Genomic DNA, 18,986 nt, shown 5'->3' on the forward strand with positions numbered 1-18,986 from the left:
GCAGGAGGATTGAGACTTTGTTTTCGAAGTTTTCTGAGTTTCTTCTGAGGCCGAGCAGGAGTGTTAGTTTGAGGGGGTTAGCTGTCAGGATTTTAGGGGCGATTCTGGCCGTGAATCTGGACAGATTATACAACTTCACAGGTGGTGGGAACTAGGGTATATGTATAAGATAAAAGATGAGTGGGGAGAATTTCTAGTGAGGCTTGCCAGAAAGGCTATAGAAGAATATTTAAAGTCCGGTAAGGAAATAGAGCCTCCTAAGGACACTCCTCCCGAGCTTTGGGAAAAAATGGGTGTCTTTGTAACCCTCAACAGGATAGGTGTCCCCCCTACGCAGGCATTACGTGGGTGCATAGGCTTTCCCTATCCACTCTACCCTCTAGTTAAAGCCACTATAAAAGCAGCTATATACGCAGCCGTTGATGACCCACGCTTTCCTCCTGTGACGCTTGATGAACTTGACAATCTAACGATAGAAGTCAGTGTTCTAACTCCTCCGGAGCCCGTAGAGGGGCCGCCTCATGAAAGACCCAAAAAAATAAAGGTCGGAAGAGATGGGCTTATCATTAAAAAGGGCATCTACAGCGGGCTTTTGCTTCCTCAGGTTCCTATTGAATGGGGATGGGATGAAGAGGAGTTCTTGAGCGAAACATGCTGGAAAGCAGGCCTTCCTCCTGACTGCTGGTTAGATGAGGATACGGAGGTTTATCGTTTTACAGCGGAGATTTTTGAAGAAGAGTACCCCAACGGGCCCGTAAAGAGGAAACCTCTGCATTAATCAAAACTCTTCTTTTTTAAGAATTTTCTCCATGTTCTTAGAAGGTAACGAGTAATTACCTATATAGTATTTGCTCAAATACATAATAATAAGTTGGAGGTATTATGCAATGAAAAAAGTTTTAGGACTTGTAGTCGTTTTCTTGTTTGTTTTGAGTAGCCTTAGCTTTTCTGCAGCCCAAGGACTTACAGGAAAGAAAGTACTCATACTAAAAAATGTAGATGCATGGAATTTTGATACAAATGAGGTGGTATTGACTGAACTAGGAGTTTCTTATGATGTCATGACTGCAGATCAACTAAACTCCCTAACTACCTCTGATCTAATAAACACTTATGACATGATCTTAATTGCAAGCGACCAGAATCAACAGTTTTACGATGATCTTGGTCCTCAAATGCTGAAGCTCGAAGAGTTTGTAAAGGCAGGAAAAGTTCTCCAAGTTCATGCGGCCAACTGGGGATGGCATGGAGGGCTTTGGACAACTTCACTTCCCGGTGGTGTTTCAATTACGAGGGGATACTCTAACTATGATTACATTGTCAAGAACGGAAGCTGGCTTTACAGTAATTACGCAAGCCATGGTTATTTAATTAACGTTCCGGCAGATGCAGAGATAGTTACTGTTCAAGGAGATGGGACTACTCCAGACTACACCAAACCAAGCACGATAATATACTCCCTCGGACGTGGCCGGGTTTTAGTTAGTGGGCTTACATTCGAATACAGTGTTAGATATGGAGGCCCAGAATGGAAAGCATTTCTTAAGGAACTAATTGTGGATAACTTGGAATATTCAAAAAAGAAAGAAGAAAAGCCTGAAGCTGTTCAGAAGTCCTTTAACTACGTTATCTGGAATTTCTTTTACTACAGACAATACCAAAAAGCTACTGAAAGGTTTAACTTATTGTACAGTAGTCCTGAGGCTGGAGAACTAGATAATGAGACCTTAGAGCTTGCACTGTTTCACAAGACCCTTGCAGAACAGTACTATGCAAAAGCAGAGGAAAACGGCCCAATATTCCGGAACTTAAACAGCATAAAAGTGTTCATAAACCTGAGAAAAGCGTACTTCTATGTGAGAGACGCAGTTGGTGTCCTCGAAGAAAGTATGGGTTGATTTTATTTTTTCAGTTTTGCAATGAAGAAACTATTGCAGTCGTGTAAGTGTGTAAAAGACCTGAAAACCTTATCTCCAATCTCAGTGAATCCCCTTTCTCCCCACTCAAAGGGGTAGTTGATAAGCTCAAAGCCCACTCTACTTATTGCGTATTTTATGTTCTCCTCGTTTTCATCGACCCTTATTGAACATGTCGAATACGTCATTTCTCCATCTTTCCTTAGGTTTCTATAGGCATTTCTCAACATGGCTTTTTGAACCTGAATGACCTTTTTTATCTTGTTTTCATCGAAACGCCATTTAACTTCCGGGAATTGTCTGTAGGTTCCGGAAGAAGAGCATGGAGCGTCGAGTATTATCCTGTCAAATTCTTCTTTGTCCTTAAACTTCATTCCATCTGCGTGCACAAGCCTGACGTTTTTTACGCCAAGAACTTTCATTTTTGCCTTCATCTTTTGGAGCCTTTCAGCAGAATAATCAACAGCGACTATCTCCCCAGTATTTTCCATTAAATGAGCCACGTGAAAGGTTTTGCTTCCCGGGGCAGCGGCAAGGTCTAAAATCCTCTCGCCTTTTTCCGGAGCGAGGACATGAGCAACGTAAGCACTTGCAAGGTCTTGAATCACAAAATAGCCCTCTTTATACCAATCCAAACGGGTTATAGGTGTTTCGTACTCCAAAATTTTCAGAACATCATCAATCGGAGTCCTTGCCGTTCTAACTCCATGTGCCTCTAAATACTCGGCAAGCTTATCTATGTCAGTTTTCAGCGGATTGACTCTAACGTAATATCTCTGAGGCCTGTTGTTGCTCAGCAAGAGCCTTACCGCATTTTCATAACCAAGAAGGTCAATTACGTATTCCACGTACCACCTGGGATGTGAGAATTTCACGCTTAAGTATTCTATCCTATCCTTTTCTTTGAGTTTTTTTAGAGCTCTATCCAGATTAAACTTTTCTGCCTCTCTGAGAACTGCGTTTACAAACTTTGCCCTGTTCAAATCGTATTTTTCTTTTACCACCCTGACCACTGAGTCGGTGGCTATCGCGGGAGCAACTCCCTTGAACTTCATCTCAAATATGCCAATCCTCAGGAGGTTGGCAAGATACAGCTCAAGGTCTCCAATCTTGGTTCCTTTGAGGACGGAATTTGCAATGAAATCTATTTTCTTTCTCCACTTTTCAATTTCAAAAACGTAAGCGTGAGCTAAACCTCTCGCTCTTTCTCTGTCCTTTCCGCTAACTCTCTTGAATACTCTTTCCAGAGCGTTTTTTGATGAAAGCTCACGCTCCTCTATGAGGGTCAGCACATCTGCAATGAGTTCGTGAAGGGTTATCCTGTAAAACAACTCCATGGTTTTCGATTTGGACGGGGGTTTAAAAATTTGGCGGAACTTTTATTTAATCTGAGCCTTAGTTTATATCTGGTGAGAACTGTGATATTGGACACTGACTACATAACAAAGGACGGTAAACCAATAATCCGAATTTTTAAGAAGGAGAATGGGGAGTTTAAAATAGAACTCGACCCCCACTTTCAGCCCTATATCTATGCTCTTCTCAAAGATGACTCTGCTATTGAAGAAATAAAGTCCATAAGAGGCGAGAGGCACGGAAAAACCGTGAGGGTGCTCGACGCAGAAAAGGTTAGAAAGAAATTTTTGGGAAGGGAAGTTGAGGTATGGAAGCTTATTTTTGAGCATCCCCAAGACGTTCCAGCTATGCGGGGCAAAATAAGGGAACATCCAGCTGTGGTTGATATTTACGAATATGATATACCCTTCGCCAAGCGTTATCTCATAGACAAGGGTCTGATTCCCATGGAAGGGGAGGAGGAGCTCAAGCTCCTTGCCTTTGACATTGAAACGTTCTATCATGAGGGGGATGAGTTCGGAAAGGGCGAGATAATAATGATTAGTTATGCCGATGAGGAAGAGGCAAGGGTAATTACATGGAAGAACATTGATCTGCCTTATGTTGAGGTTGTATCCAGCGAGAGGGAAATGATAAAGCGCTTTATTCAGATTGTCAAAGAAAAAGACCCGGACGTGATAATCACATATAACGGAGACAATTTTGATCTTCCCTATCTTATAAAACGGGCAGAAAAGCTGGGAATTCGCCTCATTTTGGGTAGGGATAAAGAACACCCCGAACCTAAAATTCAGAGGATGGGAGATAGCTTTGCCGTGGAAATTAAGGGTAGAATACACTTTGACCTTTTCCCTGTCGTGAGAAGGACAATAAACCTCCCAACGTATACGCTTGAGGCGGTTTATGAAGCTGTTTTGGGGAAAACCAAAAGCAAACTGGAGGCAGAGGAAATTGCCGCTATCTGGGAAACAGAGGAAAGTATGAAAAAACTCGCCCAGTACTCGATGGAGGATGCTAAGGCAACATATGAGCTTGGAAAAGAGTTCTTCCCCATGGAGGCCGAGCTGGCAAAGCTGATAGGCCAGAGCGTATGGGATGTCTCGAGGTCAAGCACGGGCAACCTTGTGGAGTGGTACTTGCTGAGGGTAGCATATCAGAGAAACGAACTAGCACCGAACAAACCCAGTGATGAGGAATACCGCAGGCGTCTGAGAACAACTTACCTCGGAGGATATGTAAAGGAACCGGAAAGAGGCTTATGGGAGAACATCGTTTACCTCGACTTCCGCAGCCTGTATCCATCTATAATAGTCACGCATAATATATCCCCCGATACTCTGGAAAAGGAGGGGTGTAAAAATTACGACGTTGCCCCAATAGTGGGATATAAGTTCTGCAAGGACTTTCCGGGGTTTATTCCCTCCATACTTGGTGACCTAATCAATATGAGGCAAGATATAAAGAAGAAAATGAAATCCACAGTTGACCCAATCGAAAAGAAAATGCTCGATTATAGACAAAGAGCAGTTAAATTGCTTGCAAACAGCATTCTACCCAACGAGTGGTTACCAATAATAGAAGATAGGGAAGTCAAATTTGTAAAAATTGGCGAGTTTATAGACTCTCATATAGAAAAGCAGAGAGATAGAGTTAAGAGAGTGGATAATACCGAAGTCCTCGAAGTGGACAACCTTTATGCGTTCTCATTTAACAGAAAAAGCAAAGAAAGTGAAGTTAAAAAGGTGAAGGCACTCATAAGACATAAGTACAAAGGGAAAGCTTATGAGATTCAGCTTAGTTCTGGCAGAAAAATTAACATAACTGCCAGTCACAGCCTGTTTACGGTTAGAAATGGAGAAATAATGGAAGTTTCTGGAGACGAGATAAGGAAAGGCGACCTAATTGTGGTGCCAAAGAGGATTAAGCTCGATGAAAAGGAAACTATTCTTAACATTCCCGAATTAATATCAAGTCTTCCCGACAAGGAAACAGCCGACATCGTTATGACAGTTCCAGTCAGGGGAAGAAAGAACTTCTTTAAAGGGATGCTTAGAACCCTAAGGTGGATTTTTGGGGAAGAGAACAAAAGGATAAGAACGTTTAACCGTTATCTGTTCCATCTTGAAAAGCTTGGTCTTGTAAGGATATTGCCTCGGGGATACGAGGTTATTAACTGGGAAGGGCTAAAGAGATACAAACAGCTTTACGAGAGACTTGCAGAGAGAGTCAAATACAACGGAAACAAAAGGGAGTATCTGGTTATGTTCAACGACATTAAGGAGTTTATACCATACTTTCCGCAAAGAGAGTTAGAGGAATGGAAGATTGGAACTCTCAACGGTTTTAGAATGAACTGCATCCTCAAGGTCAATGAAGACTTTGGAAGGCTCCTCGGGTATTATGTTAGCGAAGGTTATGCTAGCGCACAAAGAAACAAAACCGGCGGTGTTAGCTACTCAGTAAAGCTGTACAACGAAGACCCACGTGTCATCGAAAAAATGAAAACGGTTGCGGAGAAATTCTTTGGTGGAGTTAGGATTGGCAAAAACTGCGTGGATATACCTAAGAAGATGGCATATTTAGTTATGAAGTGTCTCTGCGGAGCGTTAGCGGAAAACAAGAGAATTCCCGCGATCATATTCAACTCTCCCGAATCCGTACGCTGGGCATTTCTGGAGACATATTTTGAAGGGGACGGGGACGTTCATCCATCAAAACGGTTTAGGCTCTCAACAAAGAGTGAACTCCTCGCAAACCAACTTGTGTTCTTGCTGAACTCGTTGGGAATCTCATCCGTGAAGATTGGCTTTGACAGCGGGGTTTATAGGGTCTACATAAACGAAGACCTGCAGTTTCTGCAAACCTCCAGGGAGAAGAATACATACTACTCAAACTTAATCCCCAAAGAGGTTCTCGAAGAAGTGTTTGGAAGAAAATTCCAAAAGAACATGACGTTCGAGAAGTTTAAAGAGCTCACTGAGGAGGGAAAACTCGACAGGGAGAAAGCCAAACTCTTGGAGTTTTTCATCTATGGGGATGTGGTTCTTGACAAGGTTACGAGTGTTGAAGAGAAAGAGTATGAGGGATACGTCTATGACCTAAGCGTCGAAGATAACGAGAACTTCCTCGTTGGTTTTGGCTTGCTGTACGCCCACAACAGCTATTACGGCTATATGGGGTATCCTAAGGCTAGGTGGTATTCGAAGGAATGTGCCGAGAGCGTTACCGCATGGGGGAGACACTACATAGAGATGACGATAAGAGAAATAGAGGAAAAATTCGGGTTTAAGGTTCTTTATGCAGACAGTGTCTCAGGAGAAAGTGAGATCATAATAAGGCAAAACGGAAAGATTAAATTTGTGAAAATAAAGGATCTTTTCTCTAAGGTGGACTACAGCATTGGCGAAAAAGAATACTGCATTCTCGAAGGTGTTGAAGCACTAACTCTGGACGATGACGGAAAGCTTGTCTGGAAGCCTGTTCCCTACGTGATGAGGCACAGAGCGAATAAAAGAATGTTCCGCATCTGGCTGACCAACAGCTGGTATATAGATGTTACTGAGGATCATTCTCTCATAGGCTATCTAAACACGTCAAAAAAGAAAACTGCCAAAAAAATCGGGGAAAGACTAAAGGAAGTAAAGCCTTTTGAATTAGGCAAAGCAGTAAAATCGCTCATATGCCCAAATGCACCGTTAAAGAATGAGAATACCAAAACTAACGAAATAGCGGTAAAATTCTGGGAGCTCGTAGGATTGATTGTAGGAGATGGAAACTGGGGTGGAAACTCTCATTGGGCAGAGTATTATCTTGGACTTTCAACAGGCAAAGATGCAGAAGAGATAAAGCAAAAACTTCTGGAACCCCTAAAAACTTATGGAGTAATCTCAAACTATTACCCAAAAAACGAGAGGGGAGACTTCAACATATTAGCAAAGAGCCTTGTAAGGTTTATGAAAAGGCACTTTAAGGACGAAAAAGGAAGACGAAAAATTCCAGAGTTCATGTATGAGCTTCCGGTTACTTACATAGAGGCATTTCTACGAGGACTGTTTTCAGCTGATGGTACTGTAACTATCAGGAAGGGAGTTCCAGAGATTAGGCTAACAAACATTGATGCTGACTTTCTAAGGGAAGTAAGGAAGCTTCTGTGGATTGTTGGAATTTCAAATTCAATATTTGCTGAGACTACTCCAAATCGCTACAATGGTGTTTCTACTGGAACCTACTCAAAGCATCTAAGGATCAAAAATAAGTGGCGTTTTGCTGAAAGGATAGGCTTTTTAATCGAGAGAAAGCAGAAGAGACTTTTAGAACATTTAAAATCAGCGAGGGTAAAAAGGAATACCATAGATTTTGGCTTTGATCTTGTGCATGTGAAAAAAGTCGAAGAGATACCATACGAGGGCTACGTTTATGACATTGAAGTCGAAGAGACGCATAGGTTCTTTGCAAACAACATCCTGGTACACAATACTGACGGATTCTATGCAACAATACCTGGAGAAAAGCCGGATGTTATTAAACAGAAGGCTAAAGAATTCCTCAAGTACATAAACTCCAAACTCCCGGGCCTGCTTGAACTTGAGTACGAGGGCTTTTACCTGAGAGGGTTCTTTGTCACGAAAAAGCGCTACGCGGTTATAGATGAAGAAGGTAGGATAACGACAAGAGGTCTGGAAGTTGTGAGGAGGGACTGGAGCGAGATAGCCAAAGAGACCCAGGCAAAGGTTTTGGAGGCGATACTTAGAGAAGGAAGTATTGAGAAGGCAGTTAAGATTGTGAAGGACGTTGTGGAGAAGATAGCAAAATACGAGGTTCCGCTTGAAAAGCTCGTTATCCATGAGCAGATTACCCGGGATTTAAAGGATTACAAAGCTATTGGTCCCCATGTAGCGATAGCTAAACGGCTCGCCGCAAAGGGAATCAAGGTAAAGCCGGGCACAATAATAAGCTACATCGTTCTTAAAGGTGGAGGAAAGATTAGCGACAGAGTGGTTTTGCTTACAGAATACGACCCCGCAAAGCACAAGTACGATCCGGACTACTACATCGAAAACCAAGTTCTGCCAGCAGTGCTTAGGATTCTCGAAGCATTTGGATATAGAAAAGAGGATTTGAGATATCAGAGCTCGAAGCAAACCGGACTGGATGCGTGGCTCAAGAGGTAGCTTCGCTCTCTTTTAATCCAAGCTTCTCCGCGAGTTTCTCTATTTCTTTTTGGTATTCCTCTATGTGGTTCTCGTTGACTATCAGGTAGTCCGCTAAAGCTATAACGCTTCCAATTCCAAACTTGAGCTCCTTCCAGTCCCTAGCTTCGAAATCACTCCATGTTTTTGGATCATCGCTTCTTCCCCTTCTGCTAAGCCTCTCGAATCTTTTTCTTGGCGAAGAGTGCACGGCTATTATGATTATCTTTTCATCTGGAAACGCATCTTTAAAGGTCTGAATTTCATCTAGAGACCTCACTCCGTCGATTATAACTGCCTTGTGCTTCTTTAGGAGTTCTTTTACCTTTGGGATCGTTAATTTTGCCACAGCATTGTCCCCAAGCTCCTGCCTAAGCTGAATACTCACACTGTTCATTCCTTCGGGAGTTCTTGGAATTCCCCTTTTGTCGGCTTCCTCCCTCACAACATCACCCATAGAAACGTGAGGCACTCCGTACTTTCCAAAAATTTTCACTATCTGACCTTTCCCAGAACCAGGCATTCCTACTATACAGATTATCATTGCCCACACCCACCTAAAGCGGATTGATTTAAAAAAGTTGCTCATTTGAAAAAGTCATCCAGCGTCCCTTTTTTCACTTTTTTCTTCTCTTTAATCTTCGGGAGCTCCACTCCAAAGTGTTGATATAGCTTTTCCAAGATTCCAACTCCAATTCCCTCCACCTTTAGAAGTTCACTGGGCTTTGCTTTTACGATGTCTTCTATGCTCTTAAATCCTGCATTGTATAGGGCTCTTGCTCTCTTTCTGCCTATCATTGGAAGGCTTGTAAGCTCAAGAAGCTCTTCTCTTACTCCATACTTCACTCTTAAGTGAAGTTGCTTTAAGAATTCTAAAATCTCTTTTTTGGGGCTGGAAAGCTTGTATAATTCAATTAGGGAATACATAAGCCAATCTGCCAATTCCAGTATCCTGTAGAGATCTCCTGTGTCTATGTCGTAAGTTTCCAAGATTCTTGACTCAGAGACTTCGTTAATCCAGTCAAGGAGAAGTTTTGCCGTTTTTACCTCTCCAAGGAACTTCTCAAATTTGTAGTCTTCCCAATAGGGAATGTTCTGGTAAAGATAGCTCTCCATCTCATAGGCATAGTCAAGAATATCCTCCTGTTCTTTGCGTCTTATCCTTAAAGATGCCATATCCGGGGTGGAAGCCAAAAGATGAAAAACTCCTAGCGGGTTTGGATTCGTCTCAAGCTTTTCAAAAGCATCCTTGAACTTTTTAGCCGTTAATGGATCAAGATACAGCTGGGAAGTCCTTATCCCAAATGGAAGCGGCATAAACTGGTCGTTTAAGTCGATGTCAATAAACTCGTTTTCAAGCAGGAAGTAAACTATATCTTTGGCCTTTCCTTCAAGGGCCTCAAGGTTCTTTCGCTGGTGATAGTAGAAAGTCCTCTCCAAGAATTCCACGAGCTCTCTAAAGCTCCTAACTCCAAAGTTGGTTATTAAGGCAAGAACCTGACTCCTAAACGACGCTTCATTTGAGAGCATAGAGAAGAGCTTCTCTGGTTTGCCAAAGACATACTTTTTCATCAAGTTCTCTGGCTTTTCAGTCCCCGCAATTATTATTGCTTGGCCTTCCCTGTCGTATTTTGGCCTCCCTGCCCTACCCATCATCTGCTGTATTTCCACAACAGGAATGTCTCTCCATCCGAAGTCAGAATAGCGCTTTGTGTCCCGTATTATGACACGGTACGCGGGGAGGTTTACGCCAGCGGACAGGGTCGGGGTGGCTGTAATCACCTTTATAAGTCCTTCTCTAAAGGCTTCTTCTACAATGGAGCGCTCTTCTCTTCCCAAGCCTGCATGGTGAAAGGCTACTCCTTTCTTCAGAGCCTCTTTAAGTTTCTCGTTGGTTGGAGTGCTCTCAAGTTCATCCGCTATCTGCTTTAATCTCCTCTCTTCGGGTTTGGTTAAAAATCTCTGAACTTTTCCCCCAATAGAAGGGCTTCTTTTTCGGCACTCCTTCGGGTATTGACAAAGACAAGCACCTGTTTGTCTTTTTTTAAAGCGTCAATAACGAGAGAGTCCCACTGACTCGGGAATTTTTCAATACTCCCGTCCTCCCAGAAAATCTGCCCGTGATGAAAGATGCCCCTCTTCAGGCTTACGGGGCGCCATTCACTCACCACTAGCTCAGCATTTAACCACTCCGCAAGCTCTTCGGCATTTCCAATTGTTGCACTCAGCCCTAAAATCTGGGCTTTATCCCTTAAGTGAGCGAGAATCATCTCCAAGGTAGCCCCTCTGTCATATGAGCCGAGAAGGTGAACTTCATCTGCGATTATAAGCTTAACGTCCCTTATCCAAGGAGACTTGTGACGGAGCAGAGAGTCGAATTTTTCTGATGTCGCGATTATGATGTCATATCTCCCAAGCCACTCCTCAGTGCTGTCGTAATCTCCGGTTGTTACCGCTATCTTAAGCCCAATCCGTTCCCAGAACTTGAACTCCTTATACTTTTCCTCGGCAAGTGCCTTTAAGGGGACAAGGTATACGGCCTTTCCTCCCTCGCGGAGAATCTTGTTTATCATCACTGTTTCCGCAACAAGGGTCTTTCCAGAGGCTGTAGGAATGGCCAAAATCAGGTTTTTCCCGTTAAGCACACCACTCTTTAAAGCCTCCGCTTGAGGAGGATACAGTTCCTCTATACCTCTCTCGCGTATCAGCCTTATAACTCTCTCATCGACTCCAAGTGATTTAAGCTCCTCCACCCTCATAGCCCATCAGTCCACATAAGAGAAAAGCGTTTATATAGCTTTTTGAGATATTGTCTTTCATGAAGATTGAGGTGCCATATATCGTTTTCGAGGTAAAGGGAAAACGCTTTATGCTGGATGCATATTTTTCCAAAAAAGTTGAGAAAATAGAGCACGTGAGTGTTCTTATAAGAAAATTCAACAAAGAACTCCCAAGAGAAGCGAGGAACCCTCTTCCAAAGCTTGTTAACGAAGAAAACCTCGAAGAATTTCTTAAGAGGACCTTTGAAAGGGTGTATGAGCTTTCGGGAAGAACTCTGGATGAAAGACTTAGACATATGCGAAAGTGGAACGTGTTCAGAATTCACCGATACAGCCACTTGCTACTACAGCAAAAATCAAAACACCCAAGACTAATATGGTTGCTAGTTGCTTTTTCATCTACTTCCCTCCACAAAGTAGGTCATTGATATCTCTATCATAGAGTTCTAATAAATTTTTCTACGCCCATGATACTTATTGTGCAGCAAACAACACAATATAACTTGGTTGTTTCTTTCTATTTAGCAATGTTTTTGCACCCAACAACGAAACAATTCTTGCCGAGTGTGCTAAAAATAAATGCGAAAACCTTAAATTATAGAACGTCTCTAACAAAGAATGACAACAAAATCTGGTGATGTAAATGGTTAGGGCATACATTTTGTTAACAGTCGAGATTGGGAAAGTTGAGAAGGTAATAGAAGAAATAAAAGCAATTCCAGGAGTTTTAAAAGCCGATGCTGTCACTGGCCCGTACGATGCAATAGTGGAGATTAATGCTTCAGACTTGGGAGAACTTACAAGAAAAATCCTCCACGATATACACAACATAGACGGCGTAATTGACACAACAACTGCAATAGTTGTAGAAACAGAAGAGTAAAGGCCATTATTTTTTCTTGCGTGCTTTCCTAAATTCTCTAACCTTTTGGGCTATTAGTTTTAGAGTTTTCGATTTTCCATGCTTGCTTTCGACTATAACCCTACCTTTAGTTCTTAACTCTTCGTCTACTCCTGCAAGCCTTGGATTAAGAGCGTCTCTATTTACCTCGATAACCGTAATCCCAAGACTTTTGGCCGCATCTATTATTTCGTCTATATTTGGCCTTTCCACTGCAAGATTTTTCGGAACTTCCCTGCCATATTTTCTCGAAATTCTGGCATCTATTTCGTTTGCCCATATTACGAACTTGCCCATTTTGAACACCTACAAAAGTTTAAAAGCCCTGGTGTTAAAAATCCTTTGGTGAGAGTATGGAGGTCGGTTCACTTGCTGAGTTTTTAAAAAAACACTCCACACTTGGCGATTTCATTCTCGTGGAATACCCTTCCTTGTATCCCCTCGGAGATTTGGTATGGGGAGAAATTATACCTTCATTTTCCAGTCATGATATCTTGATAGACGACTTTTTTGGGGTAGGAGATTTGTTGTTTAGGGATTATCTGAGAAAAAGCTCTCCCCAAAAATACAAAGAAGTTATGGAGTCCACAAAGAGGATAAAGGCAATAAGAATAGGGCCCGGGAGAACAAGCTATGCCTCCATAGTTGAAGAAATCCCCCTCACGTACGAAATTTCTGAGTTCATGAAAAGCTATTATGACGCTCTGATGAAGCTTTCTTCTCATTCAGCAAAAGTTGAGTACTCAATAACCTTCGGCATCTCTCAGTATATTTACTTTGGGGGAGATAATGCCCTGAGAGCAATTCTGTTTACAAGAAGTGTGCTTCCGTTTGAAGACTGGACTTCAATTTACTTTGTGAACAGAGATATCCTGAACAAACAGCAAATTGCCATCTTGAGGGAAATGGCAAGCAAACTGATAAAAATCCAAAAAGAGGGAAATCTTTACAAGCTTGAAATAGAGGATTAGTCCGGTGATTAAAATGATAAAACAGGGAGACAAAGTTGTGCTGCTCGATCCTAGAGGGAAGAGATATCTCATAACGATAAAAGAAGGAGAGTTTCACACAGACCTAGGCAAAATAAATCTAAATGAGCTTTTAGGGAAAGAGTTTGGAACCATTGTGGAGTCCCATAAAGGGTATCAATTCAGGGTTCTCAAGCCGAGAATAATAGACTATATCGACAAGATGAAGAGAGGCCCTCAGATAATCCACCCAAAGGACGCTGCCCAGATAGTGGCATTTGCTGGAATCTCACCAGGGGATGTTATAATCGAAGCCGGGGTAGGAAGCGGGGCATTAACGCTTTTTTTAGCCAATATTGTTGGCTCTCAAGGCAAGATAATCGCCTACGAAGTTAGAGAAGATTTTGCAAAGCTCGCATGGAGAAATATCGAATGGGCCGGCTTTGATGATAGGGTTGAAATAAAGCTGAAGAACATATATGAAGGGATTGATGAGGAGAACGTGGATCACATTATCTTAGACCTTCCACAGCCAGAAAACGTTGTGGAACATGCAATAAAAGCCCTAAAGCCGGGAGGATTTTTTGTTGCGTACACTCCCTGTATAAATCAGGTTGACAGACTGTATAAGAAGTTGAGGGAGTACAAAGACTACTTTACGAGACCAAAAACAATTGAGTGCCTTGTGAGAGAGCAGGAAGTTAAAGAGGAGTGTATAAGGCCAAGAACAACCATGCTGGCCCATACGGGCTATATAACCTTTGTTAGAAAGAGGTAGCTTGTTTTTGCTTCTTTCTGTTTCTATTGACCTTTTTTGTGAGCTTCTCTCATCTTAGACTTTCATCTTTTTTAGCCCACTTCTCAACTTTTGGTTTACAATATTTTTATAAATACCTCTGGTTTTGAACAAAAGTAGATAGCCAAACTTGAACGTATGTACGGAGGTGTTCATCGTGTACGAGATACTGGAAAAGAGAGAAATTGCAGCCAATAATGTGCTGTATAAAATTCACGCTCCGCACATAGCTAGAAAGGTTCAGCCTGGGCAGTTTGTTGTTGTCAGAGCATTTGAAAACGGCGAAAGAATACCCTTAACTCCCGTAATGTGGGATGCAGAGGAGGGGTGGATAACACTCGTGACCTTCATAAGAGGAAGAACCACCCTTAGAATGAACATGGAACTACAAGAGGGGGACAAAATACTAAACATAGCCGGCCCCCTTGGTAATCCCGCACCGATGAAAAAGTTTGGGAAGATTTTGGCAATAGGAATGATAACCGGAATAGTGGAGGTCTATCCAATAGCTAAGGCATGGCAGGAAATTGGAAACGAAGTAATAACCCTCCACATAGTCCCGGAACCAATGATTATTCTTAAAGAAGACCTGGAAAAGGCAGTCTCAAAACACATAGTGGAGAGCTTCCCGCTTAAAGAAGGCATGGGTATGCCAGAAATATTTAAAGAGCTCGTCACAAGGGGGCAAGCAAAAGTAAGAGAGCTCATTGAAAAAGAAAAGCCTGATCTGGTCTTTATGGTTGGGCCGGCAAGAGGGCAAAAAGCCATTTTTGATGTGGTTAAGGAGTACGGAATTCCTATGGAAGTCGACCTTCACCCCATAATGGTTGATGGAACAGGCATGTGTGGTGCGTGCAGAGTTACAGTTGGAGGAGAGGTTAAATTTGCCTGTGTTGATGGCCCAAGCTTCAATGCATATGAAGTAAACTGGGAGGAGCTTATTGCAAGGTCTGAGTTCTATGCCGACTTAGAAAAGAAGGCTCTGGAAGATTATCTCACCAAACTTCAGCAAGGAGGTGCTCAATGATGACGCTTATCAAGGAAAGAGTCCCCACTCCGGAGAGACCTGTTGAAGAGAGGCTTAAGGGGTTTATGGAGGTTAACTTGGGTTACACGTTTGAGCTTGCCGTTAAAGAAGCTGAGAGATGTCTCCAGTGCAGTCCCGCTCCCTGTACCCAGGGATGTCCCGTCCACATAGACGTTCCCGGCTTCATAAGGAAGCTCCGCGAGAACAGGGACAACCCAGAAAAAGCTGTTAAAGAGGCATTAGAAGTTATCTGGGCGTGCAACACTTTACCCGCAATTACCGGTAGAGTATGCCCCCAAGAAGACCAGTGTGAGGCAGTGTGTGTGATGGGTAAGGTTGGCGAGCCTATAAACATTGGAAAGCTTGAGCGTTTTGTAGCAGATTATGCAAGGGAAAAAGGCATAGATGAAAAATTGCTTCAGGAAATTACCCCTAAGATTGAAAAGAAGAAGGAAAAGGTTGCTGTTATCGGAGCCGGTCCCGCTGGGCTTACTTGTGCCGCTGAGCTGGCAAAAGAAGGTTACCAGGTTACAATATTCGAAGCCCTCCACAAACCCGGTGGAGTTCTGGTTTACGGAATTCCCGAGTTTAGATTGCCAAAAGAAACCATAGAAAAGGAGCTTGAAAAACTCAAAAAACTTGGCGTTGAGATAAAAACCGACTATGTCGTAGGAAGGACGGTAACGTTCGATGAGCTCCTTGAGGAGTACGATGCAGTCTTCATAGGAACCGGTGCCGGAACACCAAAGCTCCTCAACATCCCCGGAATCAACTTGAACGGCATATACTCAGCGAACGAGTTCTTAACAAGGGTCAACCTCATGAAAGCTTATGCATTCCCTGAGTACGAGACTCCAATTAAGGTGGGCAAGAAGGTCATAGTCATCGGTGCTGGAAATACCGCAATGGACGCTGCAAGAACCGCAAGGAGGCTTGGGGCAGAGGTCACAATAGCCTATAGAAGGGGAGAAGAAGATGTTACTGCGAGGGTCGAAGAGGTTGCACATGCTAAGGAAGAGGGTGTTAAGTTTGAGTTCTTCCTCAATCCGGTTGAGTTCATTGGCGACGAAAACGGAAGAGTGAAGGCAGTGAAGTTCATGAAAATGAAACCCCTTGAAGAAAGAGACGCAAGAGGAAAGAGAAAACTTGTGCCCACCGGGGAAACAGCAGTACTTGAGGCGGATACCGTTATAATAGCAATAGGCAAAACAACAAGCAAGCTTTTGAGAATGACACTTCCACAGATAGAAGCCGATGAACACGGTGTAATAAAGGTGAATGAAAACATGATGACAAACATTCCCGGTGTTTTTGCCGGTGGAGATGCCATACGAGGAGAAGCCACAGTAATTCTCGCAATGGGCGATGGAAGAAAAGCCGCAAAGGGAATCAAACAATATCTGGAGGAAAAGAGGAAGAGTTCCTGATTTTTCCCTTTTGTTTTAATCTCTCGGCCCCTCCAATAATTTTTATAAGGCACTTTTCAAATTTAGATAGGCGATGAAGAACTCTAGGGTATCTGAACTGTGATGATGGTCAAACCCTGAGCCGCTAAATGTATAAACTTTTGTGCCATATCCTTTTTGATGAGTCATGAGCCTGGAAGAAATTTTAGAGGAAGAAAACTTGGGTATTGAAGTCCTCCATCCCGGCGGATTGGAAATTACGAGAGAGCTAGCAGAACTCTGCGGCATTAATGAAAAATCCAAAGTTCTGGATGTGGCATGTGGCACTGGCGAAACTGCGTGCTTTTTAGCGGAAACCTTTGGTTGTGAAGTCGTAGGGGTTGATGCTTCTCCTCTGATGATAGAGAAAGCAAAGAATAAAGCAAAAATGAGAGGATTGGAAGGTAAAACTACTTTCATCTTAGCCGATGCTCATAAATTGCCCTTTCCAGACAACACTTTTGATGTTGTCATATCGGAGTGCACGCTCTGTCTCCTTAACAAGGAGGTTGCATTAAGAGAAATTGTTCGCGTAGTTAAGCCAAATGGCTATGTGGGGATACACGACGTTGCCTGGAAAGAGGATACTCCCGAAACGCTGAAGCTAAAACTCAAAGAAATTGAGGGAGAAGAGCCGGAAACCATCGAGGGATGGAAGAAGCTTTTCGAACAAGCAGGTCTTGTTGATGTCGTTGTGATTGATAAATCCCACCTAATTCCCGAGTGGATGAAAGAGATGAGGAAAGAGGTTGGCATCATAGGAGAGCTGAAAATATTCCTGAAGATACTTAGAAAAGAAGGGCTAAAGGGGTTGAAAAATGCCTGGGAATCAATGAAGATTTTTGAAAGCCCTTATACCGGTTATGTTATTATCGTGGGAAGGAAGCCAGCTAGGTAGCTGTCTCTTCCTCTTTCTCCCCTTCTTCCTCCTCGATTTCTTCGAGTATGTGCTCAAATTTCTTGAACTCATCTGTCTGAGCGACCAGCGTAATGAATTCGTCTATTTCTTCTTTTTCAAGGAAAGAACCTACCAAAAGTCTTCCTGTGTATCGGTTGTTCTTGATCTCCCAGAACATATAGAATTCGGGGAACTTGTTCTTTATTTTCCTATAAGCTACACCGTACTTTGAATCCTTAAGCGGATTCTGTTCAAGGAAGAAGTGGTTCTTTGAGATCTCTATCATGTGGAGAATCGCTCCCCTCTTAGTTCTAACTACCTTAATCTTCACAGGCCTTTCTTCCAGAACTCTCATGCTATCACCAAATAAAAATTAAGACGCAGAACAACTTAAACCTTTCTTCAAACAATCTTTCCCACACCGAGCACCCTGGGAGATATAAACGCCCCGAGCTCTTCCTTCTTCTTTCCTACAGCCGTTATGGAGTTCATGAACTCAAAAACGTTCCCCACAAACATGTTGTCCTTGAATGGAATGACCTCACCGTTTTTGACCACATAGCCAAGCTCAACCGTTAGTGAAAAGTCCCCGCTTATTGGGTTTGCAGTGTGCTCACCAAAGACTTTCTTTATTATAACCCCTTCAAAATCCTCAAGGTTCTCTTCCTCTCCCTCCACGATTATGTTGCTTGTCCCTATGTGGGGAGGGGTCCTAAAGTCTCTCACGGCATTTCCCGTGCCCTCCATTTCAAGAAGACGAGCATACATCTCGTCAAGAAGAAAGTTCTTTAGTACTCCATTCTCAACTAAAACCGTCCTTTGAGAGGGATTTCCTTCGCCATCGAAAGAGTAGCTCGCGATTTTGCCTTCCAGCGTGGCATCATCGATGAGCGTAAACGCTTCACTTGCAACGCTTTCGCCCAGTTTGTTAAATCTGCTCCTTTTGTGGTATACGTTGTCTCCCTTTAGGTTTGAAATAAACAGCCCGACGAGAGATGCAACTGAGTGCGGCTCTAGAACGAGTTCTCCATCAAAAGGCTCCAGCGGTTTTGCGTTGTAGCTTAGCTCAACCTCCTGCATAGCCTTTTCGAGCCCTTTCTCAAGCTCTCTTTCGAAGTCCATCATAGTTCTTGAGGCTTTGTAGTAGTCCCCCGTTCCAACTTTTTCGTCTTTCCTAACTATGTAAACGCTAAAGCTCATTGCTGTGCCTTCCTCTTCCATCTCGATCCCGTTTGAGTTCGCTATGCCGTCTCTTGCCACCCCAAAAGCCAGCCTTCCGGAAAAGGTGTAGCTTCCCCCGTATTTTTCTCTCAGCTCACTCTCTTTTCTGGAGATCTCTCTTCCAAGTTCCAAAGCTTCCTCAAACTCCAGCTCCGCTATCCGCTTATCGTAAATTCCACTAACCTTTTTGACAGGCTTTTTTTCGGGGAATCCGTAAAACTTTACCTCTCTGACCTTTGCAAGTTTTATGGTCTTTTTAACAAACTTTTCAAGCTCTTCTTTTGAGTGAGTTAGTCCTGTGATATAGGAAAAACCCTGTTTTCCGTTGTATCCCACCCTAAGACCAATACCAGAATGGTATTTCCTTTGGGCTCTCTCCAGCTCACACTTCTCGATTTTAAACGAGCTCCCTCTGCCGATTTCCCAGTAAATCTCCCACTCAACGTTCTCGCGGTTTAGGATTTTAACTAACTCGTCTATCATCTTTTC

Annotated in this window: 15 protein-coding genes and 2 pseudogenes; 11 read left to right on the plus strand and 6 right to left on the minus strand. The window is 42.9% G+C overall.

Features of this window, described 5'->3' with window-relative positions; genetic code table 11:
* The 3 genes and pseudogenes from THEPK_RS13110 to THEPK_RS07670 form a co-directional block, all read left to right on the plus strand.
* A pseudogene (locus THEPK_RS13110) lies at positions 1 to 155 on the plus strand (IS982 family transposase); the annotation flags it as partial.
* A gap of 5 nt (positions 156 to 160) precedes the next feature.
* On the plus strand, positions 161 to 778 hold the full coding sequence (locus THEPK_RS07665) for a TIGR00296 family protein (RefSeq protein WP_042700249.1): 618 nt from the start codon (positions 161 to 163) through the stop codon (positions 776 to 778).
* A gap of 109 nt (positions 779 to 887) precedes the next feature.
* The gene (locus tag THEPK_RS07670; protein ID WP_042700252.1) at positions 888 to 1,898 is read left to right on the plus strand and encodes a hypothetical protein; all 1,011 of its coding nucleotides are present in this window, start codon (positions 888 to 890) and stop codon (positions 1,896 to 1,898) included.
* A gap of 2 nt (positions 1,899 to 1,900) precedes the next feature.
* On the opposite strand, the gene THEPK_RS07675 is transcribed toward THEPK_RS07670, so the two are convergent.
* The gene (locus tag THEPK_RS07675) at positions 1,901 to 3,253 is read right to left on the minus strand and encodes an RsmB/NOP family class I SAM-dependent RNA methyltransferase (protein ID WP_042700254.1); all 1,353 of its coding nucleotides are present in this window, start codon (positions 3,251 to 3,253) and stop codon (positions 1,901 to 1,903) included.
* Positions 3,254 to 3,334: 81 nt separating this feature from the next.
* Here THEPK_RS07675 and THEPK_RS07680 point away from each other — a divergent pair, with 81 nt between their 5' ends.
* The gene (locus tag THEPK_RS07680) at positions 3,335 to 8,443 is read left to right on the plus strand and encodes a DNA polymerase domain-containing protein (RefSeq protein WP_042700257.1); all 5,109 of its coding nucleotides are present in this window, start codon (positions 3,335 to 3,337) and stop codon (positions 8,441 to 8,443) included.
* Here THEPK_RS07680 and THEPK_RS07685 read toward each other — a convergent pair.
* The gene (locus tag THEPK_RS07685) at positions 8,433 to 9,005 is read right to left on the minus strand and encodes a dephospho-CoA kinase (protein WP_042700259.1); all 573 of its coding nucleotides are present in this window, start codon (positions 9,003 to 9,005) and stop codon (positions 8,433 to 8,435) included. The two genes, THEPK_RS07680 and THEPK_RS07685, sit on opposite strands and share 11 nt — an antisense overlap.
* 41 nt (positions 9,006 to 9,046) lie before the next feature.
* Positions 9,047 to 11,220, minus strand: a pseudogene (locus THEPK_RS07690) (ATP-dependent DNA helicase).
* A 59-nt stretch (positions 11,221 to 11,279) separates the two neighbouring features.
* Between THEPK_RS07690 and THEPK_RS07695 the strand changes: the two are divergent.
* On the plus strand, positions 11,280 to 11,669 hold the full coding sequence (locus THEPK_RS07695; RefSeq protein WP_052315913.1) for a hypothetical protein: 390 nt from the start codon (positions 11,280 to 11,282) through the stop codon (positions 11,667 to 11,669).
* 215 nt (positions 11,670 to 11,884) lie between these two features.
* Positions 11,885 to 12,124, plus strand: a complete 240-nt coding sequence (locus tag THEPK_RS07700; protein ID WP_004067779.1) for an Lrp/AsnC family transcriptional regulator — start codon at positions 11,885 to 11,887, stop codon at positions 12,122 to 12,124.
* A 6-nt stretch (positions 12,125 to 12,130) separates the two neighbouring features.
* On the opposite strand, the gene THEPK_RS07705 is transcribed toward THEPK_RS07700, so the two are convergent.
* Positions 12,131 to 12,439: a signal recognition particle protein Srp19 gene (locus THEPK_RS07705; protein ID WP_042700262.1), complete on the minus strand. Its 309-nt coding sequence runs from the start codon at positions 12,437 to 12,439 to the stop codon at positions 12,131 to 12,133.
* Positions 12,440 to 12,495: 56 nt separating this feature from the next.
* On the opposite strand from THEPK_RS07705, the gene THEPK_RS07710 reads away from it, so the two are divergent.
* The 5 genes from THEPK_RS07710 to THEPK_RS07730 all read left to right on the plus strand — a co-directional run bounded on the left by THEPK_RS07710 (position 12,496) and on the right by THEPK_RS07730 (position 17,276).
* The gene (locus THEPK_RS07710) at positions 12,496 to 13,113 is read left to right on the plus strand and encodes a DUF257 family protein (RefSeq protein ID WP_042700265.1); all 618 of its coding nucleotides are present in this window, start codon (positions 12,496 to 12,498) and stop codon (positions 13,111 to 13,113) included.
* A gap of 13 nt (positions 13,114 to 13,126) precedes the next feature.
* Positions 13,127 to 13,888 (plus strand): tRNA (adenine-N1)-methyltransferase, encoded by a 762-nt coding sequence (locus THEPK_RS07715; RefSeq protein ID WP_042700268.1) that lies wholly within the window; start codon positions 13,127 to 13,129, stop codon positions 13,886 to 13,888.
* 175 nt (positions 13,889 to 14,063) lie between these two features.
* Entirely contained in the window at positions 14,064 to 14,933 is an 870-nt protein-coding gene (locus THEPK_RS07720) for a sulfide/dihydroorotate dehydrogenase-like FAD/NAD-binding protein (RefSeq protein WP_198011299.1), read from the plus strand.
* The gene (gltA, locus tag THEPK_RS07725) at positions 14,930 to 16,360 is read left to right on the plus strand and encodes an NADPH-dependent glutamate synthase (protein ID WP_042700270.1); all 1,431 of its coding nucleotides are present in this window, start codon (positions 14,930 to 14,932) and stop codon (positions 16,358 to 16,360) included. Before THEPK_RS07720 ends, gltA begins: the two co-directional genes overlap by 4 nt.
* Positions 16,361 to 16,526: 166 nt before the next feature.
* Positions 16,527 to 17,276 carry a class I SAM-dependent methyltransferase gene (locus THEPK_RS07730; RefSeq protein WP_042700272.1) on the plus strand — a complete coding sequence of 250 codons (750 nt, stop codon included), beginning with the start codon at positions 16,527 to 16,529 and terminating at the stop codon, positions 17,274 to 17,276.
* Here THEPK_RS07730 and THEPK_RS07735 read toward each other — a convergent pair.
* On the minus strand, positions 17,269 to 17,631 hold the full coding sequence (locus tag THEPK_RS07735; protein ID WP_042700274.1) for a DUF7132 family protein: 363 nt from the start codon (positions 17,629 to 17,631) through the stop codon (positions 17,269 to 17,271). The genes THEPK_RS07730 and THEPK_RS07735 overlap by 8 nt on opposite strands.
* Before the next feature lie 47 nt (positions 17,632 to 17,678).
* Positions 17,679 to 18,980, minus strand: coding sequence for a TldD/PmbA family protein (locus THEPK_RS07740; RefSeq protein WP_042700277.1), 1,302 nt, complete (start codon positions 18,978 to 18,980; stop codon positions 17,679 to 17,681).
* Positions 18,981 to 18,986: the final 6 nt, after the last annotated feature.

Source organism: Thermococcus sp. PK (assembly GCF_000430485.1).
GTDB classification, from domain to species: Archaea; Methanobacteriota_B; Thermococci; order Thermococcales; family Thermococcaceae; genus Thermococcus_A; species Thermococcus_A bergensis.

Excerpts from the sequence above, each read along its gene's own strand:
- THEPK_RS07710 (WP_042700265.1), top strand. The coding sequence starts at position 12,496 with ATGGAGGTCGGTTCACTTGCTGAGTTTTTAAAAAAACACTCCACACTT.
- THEPK_RS07685 (WP_042700259.1), bottom strand. The coding sequence starts at position 9,005 with ATGATAATCTGTATAGTAGGAATGCCTGGTTCTGGGAAAGGTCAGATA.
- THEPK_RS07700 (WP_004067779.1), top strand. The coding sequence starts at position 11,885 with ATGGTTAGGGCATACATTTTGTTAACAGTCGAGATTGGGAAAGTTGAG.
- THEPK_RS07665 (WP_042700249.1), top strand. The coding sequence starts at position 161 with ATGTATAAGATAAAAGATGAGTGGGGAGAATTTCTAGTGAGGCTTGCC.
- THEPK_RS07735 (WP_042700274.1), bottom strand. The coding sequence starts at position 17,631 with ATGAGAGTTCTGGAAGAAAGGCCTGTGAAGATTAAGGTAGTTAGAACT.
- THEPK_RS07675 (WP_042700254.1), bottom strand. The coding sequence starts at position 3,253 with ATGGAGTTGTTTTACAGGATAACCCTTCACGAACTCATTGCAGATGTG.
- THEPK_RS07670 (WP_042700252.1), top strand. The coding sequence starts at position 888 with ATGAAAAAAGTTTTAGGACTTGTAGTCGTTTTCTTGTTTGTTTTGAGT.
- THEPK_RS07695 (WP_052315913.1), top strand. The coding sequence starts at position 11,280 with ATGAAGATTGAGGTGCCATATATCGTTTTCGAGGTAAAGGGAAAACGC.
- gltA (WP_042700270.1), top strand. The coding sequence starts at position 14,930 with ATGATGACGCTTATCAAGGAAAGAGTCCCCACTCCGGAGAGACCTGTT.
- THEPK_RS07705 (WP_042700262.1), bottom strand. The coding sequence starts at position 12,439 with ATGGGCAAGTTCGTAATATGGGCAAACGAAATAGATGCCAGAATTTCG.
- THEPK_RS07740 (WP_042700277.1), bottom strand. The coding sequence starts at position 18,980 with ATGATAGACGAGTTAGTTAAAATCCTAAACCGCGAGAACGTTGAGTGG.
- THEPK_RS07715 (WP_042700268.1), top strand. The coding sequence starts at position 13,127 with ATGATAAAACAGGGAGACAAAGTTGTGCTGCTCGATCCTAGAGGGAAG.
- THEPK_RS07730 (WP_042700272.1), top strand. The coding sequence starts at position 16,527 with ATGAGCCTGGAAGAAATTTTAGAGGAAGAAAACTTGGGTATTGAAGTC.